This is a genomic window from Bacillus sp. (in: firmicutes) (assembly GCF_031983925.1).
In the GTDB taxonomy this organism is placed as follows: Bacteria; Bacillota; Bacilli; order Bacillales; family Bacillaceae_G; genus Bacillus_A; species Bacillus_A pacificus.
This window is the reverse complement of the sequence record NZ_DALYZR010000001.1, coordinates 66,520-80,775: the sequence shown is the minus strand read 5'-3', so window position 1 is coordinate 80,775 and position 14,256 is coordinate 66,520. Positions and strand designations below refer to the sequence as shown.

Sequence of the window (14,256 nt, the reverse complement as noted above, 5' to 3'; positions counted from 1 at the left end):
TATTATGAATGATTCTTGAATAAAAACATGACAATTTTAACATAGTTTATATATAATGATAATAAAAAAGAAGGAGTACCAAATTTGAAATTCAAATTCCACAGCATAGTTATATATATATTGCTTGTTATCCTACCAACAATAGGGATTGGTGCTACATTTTATTCATATCATTCGTATAAAATGAAACAAGAAAATAAACAAGTTGCCCATACGGTTCTCTTTTTATATAGAGACTATTTAGATCACCACCTTGGCGAAGCAATTTCTGCCCTAGAAATGCTCGCAAAGGTCGTAGGAACCGAGACTGGAAATATTAATGGAATGAAAGAAATTGTACATGATACGGATGGAAACGATGCACATTTTTCTGGTCTATATTACGCTACACCAGAAGGTATCATTACAATCGCATCGGAAGGTGACCGACCACCTGTTGATGTCTCAGATCGTAAATATATTCAAAACGCATTACAAACTAAGAAAACAACTGTATCATCCGTCATTACAGATCGTGTTCTTGGCCATCAAGCTATTATGATTGCTTCCCCCATTTTCAATAAACAGAAGGAGCTCTCAGGCTTATTGTTAGCAAGTTTACGCTTTGACTACATTTCATCATCTTTAAATGCCATTAAGCCACAATACCATTTTGAAGTAACTGATAAGTATAATGTAGTTTTTCTAAACGATGATAATAACGAAACAAGTGATGCTCATTCTAATATGCTTACTACTCCACTCCAAAGATTAGATTGGAAGGTCTCTGTTTCTCCGTTACCTATTCATCAAAAAACTTTAAACCAGTGGGTTGCCATAGAATGTATAGCTACTTTATTTTTAATGTCAATTTTATTTTTACTCGCTCAATATATGTTGTTAAAACGACAAACAAAACTGGAAAGACAACAAAATGAACTACAAAAAATTGAATTAGTTGGAACTTTTGCAGCTAGTACAGCCCACGAAATCCGTAATCCACTTACCGGAATTAAAGGGCTCGTCGCTCTATTAAAAGAGAAATATAAAGATGAACAAGATCAGTTCTATTTTTCCATCATCGAACAAGAAATAGAACGAATTAATGAAATTGTAAGTGAATTTCTTATTCTTGGAAAGCCAACTGCAATCATCGAACAAACATATGATGTGAGAACCATTCTAAATGAGGTAGCATTAATTATTCAATCTGAGGCGAATCTACATAATATTGTATTCCATTTACATTTGCCAGACCGTCCTGTTCATATCCGGTGCTCAAAAGACCATATGAAACAAGTGGTTTTAAACATTATAAAAAATGCAATTGAAGCTATGACTTCTGGCGATACACTAACTATTTTCGTAACAAACAATGAAACACACGCACAATTGCAAATTATAGATACTGGAAAAGGGATTCCAAAACATATTCAAAAACACCTCTTTCATCCGTTCTTTACTAATAAAGATACTGGAACAGGTCTTGGACTTGTCATATGTAAACGAATTATAGAGATGTACAACGGGCATATTTTTATTAACAGTATAGAAAACGAAGGAACGACAGTTCATATCGAAATTCCGTTACACATAGTATAATTATCCTTATCCCTAAAGGGTAATTATACTTATTTCATAAAACCAGCCACAAGCATTCGCCAAAAATTACTTGATTTCCCTTCATACCCAATTTGAAAAATAGGTACCTTTATAATTGATAACCATTTTGGTGTTTGTTTTTCTTTATAACACTGGTACTGTAAAATAAGCTTGTCCAATTCTTGACTCACTTGAATCGTCTCCGTACTATTTAACCCACTCGTTAAACCTAATTGAATCATCTCTTCACGTTTCATATGAATATCACGTGAAAGCTTTTCTAATGTGTACTTCCTTTTTACAGTAAACATTCATATCCCCCTTATTATACTTCCATGCTCTCTACTTCACTTCTCCATTGAACTTTTAACTGCTTATCATATTTGAATTTGAAGAATCAGAAAATTCAACATTTTCTCCCTGTAATTTACAAATCTTTACCCTCACTTTGAGAATTATTACAAATTATTCTATCTTTGTAAATACATTCGCAATAATAGACAATTTTTTCATCTTCTTTTTTTACAAACACCAATTAAATAGCGGATTCCCTATTTTCCATATACTTTTCTTCGACATTTTTTGTTTAATTTATATAAAAACGCAAACCATAATGGTGATTGATAATATAGAAAGGAAATAGTTATATGCGCAAATATACGATTGCATTGCTTATTTTGACTATGTTTTTACCATCTTTCTTGTTTCCTGTTGAGGCCAAGGCTCATACAAATAAAGTAGCTATTGTCATTGATGACTTCGGCAATAATATGAAAGGAACTGATAAAATGTTATCACTTCCTATTCCACTAACTGTTGCTGTTATGCCTTTTCTTCCTTCCACAAAGGAAGATGCGATAGCGGCTCATAAGAAAGGACACGAAGTTATTATACATATGCCAATGGAACCGATTAAAGGTAAAAAAGAATGGCTTGGACCAAAAGCAATTACAACTGATTTAAGCGACGAAGAAATAAATAATCGACTCGAACAAGCGATTCAAGAAGTGCCACATGCAATTGGGATGAATAATCATATGGGATCAAAAGTGACTGCAGACGAAAGAATTGTACGACTTATACTTGCAGCTTGTAAAAAACACGGTTTATTTTATTTAGATAGCAAAACAAATCCTAAGAGTGTCGTCCCAAAAATCGGGAAAGAATTAGGAGTGCCAATTATTGAAAATCAATTATTTTTTGATGACGTGTACACAGCGGCACATATTTCAAAACAAGCCCAATTACTCATTAAAAAACTTCAAGAAAAACCGATTATGGTAGCTATCGGACATGTTGGGCCTCCAGGTGAAATTACATCACGTGTTATAGAAACCTCTATTCCTAAAATTCGTGAACATGCAGATTTTATTTTTTTATCCGATTTAGCATTATCTCCGCCTCCTGTTTCAAAATAAGATTCATGACTCAAACTAAAAAAGAGAGCAATCTGCATATAGCAAATTGCTCCCTTTCCTTTTCATCTTAAATATAATCTACATGACTCACCCTGAATCCTTTTTTCTCTATTTTTTCGATTAATTGCTTTAATCTTTTTTCATTTAACTCATCTGTTATATTGACAATAACGCGGCGAATATATTGATCGCCGTTATCTAGCGTAAATAGTCCACCGATATGAAATGCTTTCAACAATGTCCCAAGTTCTTTAATCGTTCCCTTACAATCTTGTGTTGCAATCGTTAATATATAACCACCCGTCCGCATACCAAATGAATCCTCAATAACATCAAATATATTGGAATGAGTTAAGATGCCAACAAATTCATTATAATCATTTAGTACCGCTAAAAACGGCAAACGACGAATAACATAAAATGCTCTGAAAAAAGAGTCCTTTTCAAAAATAAATGCAGCGGAATCTTCTAGCATATGTTCCGTACTTAATTCCTCTAATCCACCATTACACTTCTTTTCTAAAAGATCCACTTTATAAATAATCCCCATGAATTTCTTTTCATCTTCTGCTAATACAGGGATTGCTCGAAATCCCGTTTCATTCATAATTTGCAGAGCCTTCTTACCTGAATCGTTCATTTTGCAAAATGTTACTTGCTGTTTTGGCAGAAAATGATATTTAACTCGCAAAATATGTTCCTCCTTACATGTCAACATGTAATCTATATATAATAAGGAGACCTATATTTTATGAGTAAAATTATTTTTAAAACGCTTTCATTCATTTGTGGATTTGTAACGAAATCACAAACATTTCATATAACAGAACTCTTTGCGCCTTTTATCATTAACAATTTTACATGGTAGTTCATTAAATATTCTATACCCTCCAACCATTTTTTCGCGTATTCTGGAGTTTTTCCCCACACAATCATGCCATAATTATGAACGAGAACTACTCCTCCACCTTCACTAAAATTCGGCACATTATTTTCTAATAAATCAGCGAATTTTTTCTCATCTTCTACAATGGGAATTGTCATTTCTGTTATACCTTCTTTTCCAAAAACACGTTCCACGCTACGTTTATCGAATGTTACTTCCCCTTTTTCTCCATACAACTCTGATATTAAATGACTATCTACAGTCTGTACTTGTAAAATACATTCTGCACTACTTTTTTTATAAATATCTGCATGCATAAATGATTCCGCAGCTGGTTTTTCTTCATTTTCAAATACTGGTTCACACATACAGTTTACAACAATAAAATCTTCTTCTGAAAATAACCCTTTATCTCTTCCTTCAACGTTTACTAAAAAAGTTAACGGCTCTTTTGACGTACAAAGTGATAAGCTAATTTTTGTACCATAAAACCAATCACGAAGTGCTAGTTCAGATTTCACATCTTTTAATTCATTCCATTTCTTTAGAAAAAATAACATTTCGTCACCCCCGGCGTAATATTCATATAATGTTCGAATCCTTTCTATGTAAAAGGAGTATTTTTTTGATTATTCTAAAAATTTAATTGAATTATCACATGAGAACGCCTTTTTGTCAATATAGTTTCACGTCTCTTCTTTAAAAAGGGCTATTCATATGTCTATACTCCTGTATATTGACTATTTCATTTTATACATAAAAAATACGTTATTCTTTTTCAATCAAAGAATAACGTATTTTCTCATCTTTTATTTCATTATTGCGTTATATAAGAACTGTGCATATTGTTCACGTGTTACAAAATCATCACCTAAAAAGTTTCCTTTTCCATCACCTTTTGATATGTTATTGTCCGCTAACGCTTTCACATATTCTTCTGCCCAATGACCAGTTGGTACATCATTAAAGTTCACTTTATTATTTTCATCTTCTTTTAGCTGAAATACTTTATATAATACTACAGACATTTCGTATCGAGTTAATACTCCATCTGGACGAAACTCCCCAGTACCATCTCCTTGCATAATTCCAGCTTGCGCAACTGTAGCAATATCTTGCTCAAACATATGTCCTTTCGTATCTGTAAATCTCTCTTTCTGCTCTACTTTATTTTCTAATTTCAAATACCTTTGTACTAAAGACGCAACTTGTCCACGAGTAATACGATCCCCAAATCCAAATTGTCCATTTCCATATCCCTTGAAAATATTTTCTTTCGCTAAATAATGAATTGCTTCCTCTGACCAATGTCCTTTTGGTACATCTTTAAATTCTACTACTCCTACTTTTTCATCTTCTTTAGAATTATTGTCTTCTTTACTTTCTACCACATTTTGAATCACAGATCCTGTGAAGAAGATTCCTGTATCCGCAAATGGATCTTTTACACCAAATTCATATACTTTCTCACCCGGTGTACTCCACTTAACTGCATCATTACTATACGTACCACCTTCTCTCTTTAAACGAATTTTTGTAGAGATTTTACCATCTTTCTCGTATATAGGTACTTTTACTTCTTTATTTACTTCTGTTTCCTCTAAAAATACTTTTTGATTTTGAACATTGATATAGGCTGTTTTACTTAGTTCTATAACTGGTCGAACATCACGAATTTCATTTGCAACAAAACTTAAGAATACTAACTTTTTCAAATTGCTAGCTGGTGTTAAGTCTGAAATATAATTCGCTTCTAAATCAAGCTTTTGTAAGTTTACTAGACTTGATAATGGAGTAATATCCTTTAACTCATTGTTAGGTAAGTGTAATTGTTTTAACTGTGTCATCTTACTTAGAGGAGTAACATCTTTTATTTCATTTTTCCCGATCCACAATTCTTCTAATTGCTTCATTTGCTCAATACCGGATAAGTCTTTTACTTTATTACGTGTTAATACTAAGTCTTTTAAAGGTAATGAATATAACGGTTTAATATCTTCAATTTGATTACCTGCTAAAGTTAAGTATGTTACATTTTTCAACGCGCTTAATGGCGTAACATTCGTAATTTTATTATTTGCTAAATTCAAGTAATCTAGTTGTTCCATTTTCGCTAATGCTGTTACATCTTCTATTTGGTTGCCTGATAAATATAAACTTTTTACATTTTTCATTTCAATTAGTGGTGCAACGTTCGTAATTTTATTATTACTTAAATCAAGAGAATCTAAATTATCCATCTTAACAATTGGTGTTACATCTGAAAATTCATTACCACGTAAAGCTAAATGTTTCAATTGTTTTAAGCTCGTAAAGAATGATGGATCTTTTATCTTCGCATTCGCAACTGTTAAAGATTTTAAATTTGGCATATATTTTAATGCACTATAATCCAGTATCTCATTCGTATTTAAAAACAAGTCCTTTACTTGTAATAACTCTTCTTTCGTGATTGGTGTATTTAAATCTTTTCTATTAAATACCTTTTTATTAACAAGCTCTCTTAATTTATTATCTGTTATCATATTTTGATTATCAACTGGATGATCCGTCTCCGTATTGCCGGAATTAGAGTTATCATCTGGTTTCTCTGTTTCTTTGTCACCTACAGTTGGATCTTTAATTTCAAATTGAACTTGATATTTGTGATCATATCCAATAGCCGGAATAAGTATATGCATTTGCATATTGTGCTTCTTCTCAAACTCGCCAATTTCAAATTGAACCACTTTCGTTCCATTCTTCCTCTTATCTTCTGACAAAACTTTTACATCATGAAATACGCCAGGTTGGTTTTTATCCTCTATTCTAAGGTATTGAAAATAATCGCTATCTTGCATTGTTACAGTTACAATTTTTTTCCCGTCCGCAATCGTTACTTTAGGATCTTTTATATATTGAGAAACCATAGATGGCTCATCTTTTTGATCCTTATATATTTTAATCTCAGTATCGTATGTACGTTCACTAGCTGCCGCTACCGATTGGTTTGCTTCAATTTTTATTGCTGCTAACGCTGGAGTAGAGTATGCAGCAAATGGAATTGCTAATGTTGTCGCTACTACTAGCGCCTTCATATAATTTTTTTTCAAAATAATATCCCCTATCATATATAATCTTTATAATTGATAAACATTATCAATTACTCATAAATAAATGATAATGAATATCATTATCGATGTCAACGAGAATATTACATTAAATTTATATTTTTAAAGGTAAAAAATATAAAAGCCCTTTATTCAAAGAGCTTTTTTACCTATCGTATGAAGAATTTCATTTTTTTCCTTCTCATTGATGACACCAATTTTTTGCAAAATATTTGCATACAAGACAAGTTTATTATATATCCGTTCTGACATACTTCCCCTTCTTTCCTTCGACCAACTTTTTTTGTATTGGTAAATTATATGAAAGAGATGGGAAAATGTGTCCACTTTTTTTGCATAAATACAAAACTTTTATCCCGCTATTTGCAGGCAGTAGAACTCCCACCTCACAATCAGGTGGGAGTTCTACGTATTTAACAAATTGTCCATTGAATATTATGCCTTTTAACTTCCTCTTCAAAACTATAGGGCATTTTCTTATCACAAATTACATGTTGAATGCGCGAAAACGCTGCTATTCGGTAATTTCCTTTTACGCCTACCTTTGTATGATCACATAAAATATATGTTTTCTCTGCTAATTTCATCATCGCTTCTGACAGTTTCGCCTTTTCTAATTCAAAACTAGAAACTCCAAAACCAGGTAATAATCCATCAATCGAAACAAATGCTTTATGAAAATGAAATTGCTGGATAACTTGCTGCGAAATAGATCCTGATACGCGTGAATGTTTTGGAGAAACTTTTCCACCAATAAATAAAACTTCACCGTGAAACATCTTTTTATTAATAGAAGAAATTAATTGTGTCGCTACTGGAAATGAACTTGTTACAATCGTTAAATTTTTGCGATGTACCAGATATGGTACCATTTGAAGTGGTGTACTTCCGTCATCAATCGCAATAACATCTCCATCTTCTACAAATGTTGCTGCTTTATACCCAATTCGCTTCTTCTCTTCTATATGTAGCATCTCTCGTTCTAACATTGGTGCCTCTATTCCAGCTCCCGGAAGTTGGACGGCTCCACCATACACTTTCTTCAACTTCTTTTCACGATCCAATTCTTCTAAATAACGACGAATCGTCTCTGTTGATACAGCAAACTCTCTCGCTAATTCTGAAACTTTTACCTTCCCTTTAAACTCTACCTTCTCAAGAATGGTTCGCTTTCTTTCTTCACCTACTACAGACATAACCTCACCCCATTGATTTCTACCTCATACACTGCCTTACTTATACAAAGTTATAACTTTCCTTTTCAACGAAAACTTCCTCGTGAATATGAATACCACGCTTTTTTAGTTCATCAAAAATAATTTGTGGTTTGACAAAAGCTTCCTCGGGTGTCACAACACCAACTTTATTTACATTCCCTTTTGCGATTAGCTCTGTAGCAATCCCAAATGGAATACCGACGTTTCTCGTATAAGCTCTTAATTTTTCCCATCCTACAACAGATCCATCAGATAACGGGTGTGTATGATATAATACACGTCTTTGTTTCTCATTATTTTTCATACCTATTACTTCTACATGAAGTGCATAACCGTAAATCTCTGTTTCTTGTCCTTCTTTCGATTGCAATAAATACTTCGCAATACAATCCATTATGCCGATTTCTTTTCCATTTATTTCAACTTGGTCATTACGCAATATACCGTAATCATACAATGCACGTACGAGCTGCATATTTTGCTTTGGCCAAGTTCCTCTCGTCTCTATTAGTTTAACGCCTTTATTTTCTAATGCTTTTGCTAACGTAATCGTTTCAGAATGCGGTATGATATACTGCGTTGTCTTACCATAAGGCGCCGGTAATTCAATTTCTCTTGGACGCGCAAACGGAGGCACTTGCTTAAACTCACCATCTTCATACACTGTACGCGATGGCAAATGTGGATCATATTCATATGTCGTTGTTTCTGTAATGGATGCAGAAAAAGCAATGGGACGATACGAACCATGACTTACACGAACTGACTCTACAGTATGTAACTGATTTGCCGCATACATCGCCATCATTTGCGTTACACCTGGCGTCATACCAAACCCAGGTAAACATGTTTTTCCGTTTTGAACAAATATAGAATGCGAATCATTTTCTTCACCAAATCCATTTAAATTCACACCGTGACAACCTGCTTCTGCAATACATCGAGTAGATAATCCATTTAACTTAATTGTTGTACCATCCATTACAATGTCATAGCCCTTCATTTTTGCAACCGTATCCTCATGATTCGTTACATCTACTTTCACAAAATCAACGCGAGGATCGTTGAGCCATTCTACTACTTTAAGCCCCTCTTCTTCGTTAAAATCTGCTACTGTAATCGTCTCAAAAGATGAAAATTGCACTAAATCTAAAATTGCTTCACGACAAATTTTACCTGCTCCACCTAAGCAAAATACTTTCAACCTATAACAACTCCTTTAGCGATACTATCAACTAAGCGATTAATATCTGCCTCATGTACATCACCGATATTTCCAATGCGGAATGTATCTACTTTTGAAATTTTACCTGGATATATAACAAATCCATCACGCTTTAATTCATTGTATAATTGCTCAAAATCAAACCATTCTTCTGGATAAATGAAAGATGTAATAATAGGTGATTGATATTTTTCATCTACTAGTGGCTTAAATCCGATTTCTCTCATTCGATTCACTAATAGTTTTTGATTGTTATCATATCGATTGTAACGTGCTTTTACTCCGCCCTCTTTTTCTAATTCGAGTAGTGCTTGATAAAAAGCGTGTACAACATGTGTAGGTGATGTAAAACGCCATTTTCCATTTTGATTTTCCATCGTTTCCCATTGATCGTATAAATCTAAAGATAATGAACGTGCCTGCCCTTTACATTTCAACAATTCATCGCGCTTTGCAATAACAAATCCGAACCCTGGAACCCCTTGAATACATTTATTCGCACTACTAATTAGAAAGTCAATTTGCAACTCAGCGATATCTATTTCAATACCACCAAAACTACTCATTGCATCAACTAGTGTTACTTTTCCGTATTGCTTCCCTAATTTACATACGTCTACAATTGGATTAATAATACCTGTCGTTGTTTCACAATGGACAATTGCAATATGTGTAATCTCTTTATCTTGTTGTAATATCTTTTCTACTTCTACAACATTAGTAGGCTCCCACTCTTCTGTTTGACTTACCACCACATCTATATGTAACATCTCTGCCATTTGTACAATTCGCTTACCGTACGCACCATTTGTACAAACAAGCAACTTTCCATTTTTAGGAATAACAGAACCAATTACTGCTTCAACTGAAAACGTACCGCTTCCTTGCATAAGAACAGTCGTATATTTCTCTTCTTCCTTCGTTGCTAACGATACAAGTTTAGCTCTTACATCTTGCACCATCGTGTTATATTCAACATCCCACGTACACCAATCGTATAGCATAACTTCTTTTACTGTTTTTGTTGTCGTTAATGGTCCTGGCGTTAATAATAAGTAGTGATTTTCAGTCATGATCCTCTTCCCCTTTTATGAAATAATAAGTTGTTGTTTCTCAATATGTTCCATTACGGTTTCAAGTTCTTGCATCGTTTCAATCGTAAAGTGCGCTCCATTTTCAACAAAGCGATTACGAACTACTTCTATTTTTTCACGAAGCTCTACTGGATCCATATTCTCCACTTCCTCTTCACTTAAGCCGAGTTCGCTACTACCAAGAATTACACCAACTGTCCACATACCAGCATTTCTTCCCTCTTTCATATCTGATACCGTGTCTCCAATTTTTATCATATGATTCATCGGGTATACACCAAGTTCCATCGCATTTTTATAGCACATCCACGGATATGGACGCCCAGCAGGAACATCATCTGGTGTTACAAGAAAATCAGGTTTATATCCTTGTAGCGCTGCTTCTTTTGCTACAATGTCCATCATCTCTCTCGTATAACCAGTCGTTGAACCAATTTTAATTCCTCTTTCACGCAAAGAAGCAATCACTTCCTTTACTCCATGAATTGGCGACGCATAGCGCGGTAAAATAGTGAAGAGAATCTCTTCAAATTCTTCATACATCTCCTGAATGTCTGTTTCTGTTGGTAATTGTCCAAAAACGCGATTCCACTCACTCGCAATACGAGGCATTTCTGTTAGCGCCCTTACATGATCAATTTTTAATAATCCCATTGGTTTACGGGCTTCTTCTGCTGTAATTACCACACCGCGTTTATGGAAAATCTCCATAAATACTTCCAGTGGTGCAAAACATCCGTAATCAACTGTCGTACCTGCCCAATCAAAAATAACTGCTTCTATTTTCATACAATCCATCACCCTTCTTATTTATCCCGCGTTAACGGGCAATAAGATTTCCCCCTCAAAATTCGGCTGGAGCAAAAAAGTTAAGTGGGAGATCAACTGCCCGTTAACGCCCGATTGGTTCAACTAATAATCAGTGGGGGAGGAACCCCCCCACTGATTAAAGTTTCACTTTATCTTTTTTGCCATTGTGAAGTTCGGTTACGAAGTGCTTTCGTTCCCCATTCATATACAACTCTTACTACAATATTTGTAACAACAATAAGTACACTCATTGCAGCTGCTGGCGCTACATTTCCTGCATCATCCATATTTACGATTGATACGGCCGCTAGTTTAAAATCAGCTGCGTATAAGAATACAACCGCTGACACAGTTACCATCGAATTTACGAAATAGTACATGACCATTTCTAAAATTGCTGGTAAGCACATTGGTACCGTTACTCTAAAGAATGTTTTATAAAACGGAATGCCCATCGACTGCGAAACAAGCTCAAACTCTCGGTCTAATTTCTTTAAAGCAGTCGTTGCCGTAACGAATGTTACAGAATAAAAATGAATGATATTGACTAGTACTAACACAGCGATTGTTCCATATAAAGAATGAAACGGATTCGTTACTGATAATCCAAGTATTTGAATCGTTGGTTGACTAAAGAAAAAGACGTATCCCAATCCAAGTACTAGACCTGGGATTGCTAAAGGTACAATTGAGAAAAAATAGCCTGTTTTTCGGAAAAACTTTAGCTGATTTATTTTTTCAATCGCATATGCGAACATAAATGTTAAAATTGCCCCAATAACTGCTGTTACCGCTGATACAATTACACTATTTTTAAATGCTTCAAGTCCATCTCCTGTTAAACTCGAAAAATTAAAATGTTCAAATGTAAAACTCATATTATATGGCCATACTTTCACACTTGCCGCAATACCAACTGCCACAAATAAAAGAATAATCATAAATGTAATCACACTACAATATATGAACGAGGCTACATCTCTTTTCTTATTAGCCGTTATTCTATATGGCACTGCTTTTGAAGATAAGAAATTTGCCTGCTTTCTTTGCGTAATACGATCAACTGCAAACGCAAATATAGCTGGGATTAATAAAATCATTCCGACAGTTGCACCCATCGGCATATTTTGTTGTCCAATTACTTGTTTGTATACATCAGTAGCAAGTACATTATATTGCCCACCAACAATTTTTGGTGCACCAAAATCAGTAAAACTAAGTGTAAACACAACAAACATCGCACTAATTAATCCATACTTTACACTAGGTAAAGTAACAGTGAGAAATTGCTTTGTTTTACTCGCTCCCAACATATTAGAAGCTTCGTATAAACGATAATCAGAACCTTGGAAAGCAATTAATAATATAAGAAATGCTTGCGGAAATGTATACATGACTTCAGCCATTACAATTCCTACTGGTCCATATAAAGGGATTTGTATGCCTTCAAATAAACCAAACATCCCTTTCGTTACTAATCCTTGATTACCAAATAAATATGTAAGTGCGATACCATGCATCATCGTTGGTGCGAATAACGGTAACAACGCGACATATTGAAATACACGCTTTCCAAATACATTCGTACGAGCGATTGCATAGGCGTAAGCGAAAGCAAGTGCCACTGCAATAATTGTTGTCACGCCCGAAATCCATATCGTATTTTGTAATGATTGAACTAATGTTGGGGTTGTGAAATATTTACTGAAATTCGCAACACCAATGAAAGCTCCATCTTTATCATAAAACGCTTGTGTAAACAATTGTAATAGTGGCAATACAAGCATAATCAAAAAGGCAAGAATCATACCAATAATTAATAGTCTTTGTATCCATTCTTCTTTACCGATACGTCTCTTAATCTTTTTTTTCGTACTTTCTACCTTTAAATTTTCTAACATCTCCATCTATACAACAACCTTCTTTCCATATGACAACATATGATTTTCTGAGAAAGAGATTTGAATCGGCTTTCCTTTCCTAATAGCTGTTTTTTCTACTTCTGATGCCAATATATCTACAACGATTTTCTCATTATATAGATGCGTTTCCTCATCTATAACGCGCACTTCTGTCCGGTATACAGATCCGCGAAACTCCATGCTTTCTACAATTGTTTTCATACCATTATTTTGTACGACTGTTACATGTTCCGGACGAATTGCATGTTCTTCGTTATTTTTCGAAAAGAAATTAATAGAACCAATAAAATCTGCCACAAATGGATTGGCTGGCCTTTGGTAAATCTCCTCTGGTGTGCCAATCTGCATAATTTCCGCATGATTCATTACAACAATTTTATCAGCCATCGTTAATGCCTCTTCTTGATCATGCGTGACCATAATAGTTGTCACTCCTACTTTTTCTTGCAAATCACGCATTTCTCTACGTAACTTTTCACGTACTTTTGCATCTAAAGCAGATAACGGCTCATCGAGTAACAAAATATCCGGAGACAGAGCGAGTGCACGTGCAAGTGCTACTCGCTGCTGTTGTCCACCAGACATTTGAGCAGGATATTTATCTTTTACATTCAGTAAATCAACTAGTTCTAACGCCGATAGCGCCTTCTCTTTTACTTCTGCTTTTCCATACTTTTTTGTCTTTAAGCCGTATTCAATGTTTTCAAGTGCTGTTAAATTCGGAAATAACGCATAGGATTGAAACACCATTCCGAAATTCCTCTTTCCAGGAGGTAATGCTGTAATATCTTTTCCATTCACAGCTATACTACCTGTTGTCGCCTCTTCTAGCCCTGCTAAAATTCGAAGCAATGTTGTTTTCCCACAACCACTTGGGCCTAATAAACATACAAACTCATTTTTTTTCACAGTAAAAGAAATATCTTTTAACGCTGTAAATGCATCAAACTGTTTTTGAATGTGTTGAATTGATAAATATTCGCTCATTTTTTC

At 34.4% G+C, this 14,256-nt stretch carries 12 protein-coding genes; 2 read left to right on the top strand and 10 right to left on the bottom strand.

Going from position 1 to position 14,256, the window contains the following annotated elements:
• Window positions 1-84: 84 nt before the first annotated feature.
• A complete protein-coding gene (locus RTP99_RS00400; protein ID WP_000669142.1) occupies window positions 85-1,581 on the top strand; it encodes a DUF3149 domain-containing protein in 1,497 nt (498 codons plus the stop codon).
• A gap of 29 nt (window positions 1,582-1,610) precedes the next feature.
• On the opposite strand, the gene RTP99_RS00395 is transcribed toward RTP99_RS00400, so the two are convergent.
• Entirely contained in the window at window positions 1,611-1,892 is a 282-nt protein-coding gene (locus tag RTP99_RS00395) for an aspartyl-phosphate phosphatase Spo0E family protein (RefSeq protein ID WP_000495540.1), read from the bottom strand.
• A gap of 336 nt (window positions 1,893-2,228) precedes the next feature.
• Between RTP99_RS00395 and RTP99_RS00390 the strand changes: the two genes are divergently transcribed.
• Window positions 2,229-2,999, top strand: a complete 771-nt coding sequence (locus tag RTP99_RS00390; protein ID WP_001234123.1) for a divergent polysaccharide deacetylase family protein — start codon at window positions 2,229-2,231, stop codon at window positions 2,997-2,999.
• A 67-nt stretch (window positions 3,000-3,066) separates the two neighbouring features.
• Here the strand turns inward: RTP99_RS00390 and cbpA are convergent, their stop codons facing one another.
• The 9 genes from cbpA to RTP99_RS00345 form a co-directional block, all read right to left on the bottom strand.
• Window positions 3,067-3,690: a cyclic di-AMP binding protein CbpA gene (gene cbpA / locus RTP99_RS00385; protein ID WP_001264217.1), complete on the bottom strand. Its 624-nt coding sequence runs from the start codon at window positions 3,688-3,690 to the stop codon at window positions 3,067-3,069.
• Between the two features lie 125 nt (window positions 3,691-3,815).
• On the bottom strand, window positions 3,816-4,445 hold the full coding sequence (locus RTP99_RS00380) for a class II aldolase/adducin family protein (protein ID WP_000895997.1): 630 nt from the start codon (window positions 4,443-4,445) through the stop codon (window positions 3,816-3,818).
• Window positions 4,446-4,694: 249 nt separating this feature from the next.
• Entirely contained in the window at window positions 4,695-6,995 is a 2,301-nt protein-coding gene (locus RTP99_RS00375; protein WP_073569303.1) for an NEAT domain-containing leucine-rich repeat protein, read from the bottom strand.
• A gap of 413 nt (window positions 6,996-7,408) precedes the next feature.
• Entirely contained in the window at window positions 7,409-8,191 is a 783-nt protein-coding gene (locus RTP99_RS00370) for a DeoR/GlpR family DNA-binding transcription regulator (protein ID WP_000117662.1), read from the bottom strand.
• Window positions 8,192-8,231: 40 nt separating this feature from the next.
• The gene (locus tag RTP99_RS00365) at window positions 8,232-9,416 is read right to left on the bottom strand and encodes a saccharopine dehydrogenase family protein (RefSeq protein ID WP_000862150.1); all 1,185 of its coding nucleotides are present in this window, start codon (window positions 9,414-9,416) and stop codon (window positions 8,232-8,234) included.
• Window positions 9,413-10,510: a 2-aminoethylphosphonate--pyruvate transaminase gene (gene phnW / locus RTP99_RS00360; protein ID WP_000138246.1), complete on the bottom strand. Its 1,098-nt coding sequence runs from the start codon at window positions 10,508-10,510 to the stop codon at window positions 9,413-9,415. The genes RTP99_RS00365 and phnW overlap by 4 nt, the downstream gene beginning before the upstream one ends.
• A 15-nt stretch (window positions 10,511-10,525) precedes the next feature.
• Window positions 10,526-11,320, bottom strand: coding sequence for a phosphonoacetaldehyde hydrolase (gene phnX / locus RTP99_RS00355; RefSeq protein WP_000687378.1), 795 nt, complete (start codon window positions 11,318-11,320; stop codon window positions 10,526-10,528).
• Window positions 11,321-11,490: 170 nt separating this feature from the next.
• Window positions 11,491-13,248, bottom strand: a complete 1,758-nt coding sequence (locus RTP99_RS00350) for a putative 2-aminoethylphosphonate ABC transporter permease subunit (protein WP_000425511.1) — start codon at window positions 13,246-13,248, stop codon at window positions 11,491-11,493.
• A complete protein-coding gene (locus RTP99_RS00345) occupies window positions 13,249-14,250 on the bottom strand; it encodes a putative 2-aminoethylphosphonate ABC transporter ATP-binding protein (protein ID WP_000006185.1) in 1,002 nt (333 codons plus the stop codon). It abuts the gene before it with no gap.
• Window positions 14,251-14,256: the final 6 nt, after the last annotated feature.

Coding starts and splice junctions, on each gene's coding strand:
- phnX (WP_000687378.1), bottom strand. CDS start 11,320: ATGAAAATAGAAGCAGTTATTTTTGATTGGGCAGGTACGACAGTTGAT.
- RTP99_RS00395 (WP_000495540.1), bottom strand. CDS start 1,892: ATGTTTACTGTAAAAAGGAAGTACACATTAGAAAAGCTTTCACGTGAT.
- RTP99_RS00375 (WP_073569303.1), bottom strand. CDS start 6,995: ATGATAGGGGATATTATTTTGAAAAAAAATTATATGAAGGCGCTAGTA.
- RTP99_RS00380 (WP_000895997.1), bottom strand. CDS start 4,445: ATGTTATTTTTTCTAAAGAAATGGAATGAATTAAAAGATGTGAAATCT.
- RTP99_RS00345 (WP_000006185.1), bottom strand. CDS start 14,250: ATGAGCGAATATTTATCAATTCAACACATTCAAAAACAGTTTGATGCA.
- RTP99_RS00370 (WP_000117662.1), bottom strand. CDS start 8,191: ATGTCTGTAGTAGGTGAAGAAAGAAAGCGAACCATTCTTGAGAAGGTA.
- RTP99_RS00350 (WP_000425511.1), bottom strand. CDS start 13,248: ATGGAGATGTTAGAAAATTTAAAGGTAGAAAGTACGAAAAAAAAGATT.
- RTP99_RS00390 (WP_001234123.1), top strand. CDS start 2,229: ATGCGCAAATATACGATTGCATTGCTTATTTTGACTATGTTTTTACCA.
- phnW (WP_000138246.1), bottom strand. CDS start 10,510: ATGACTGAAAATCACTACTTATTATTAACGCCAGGACCATTAACGACA.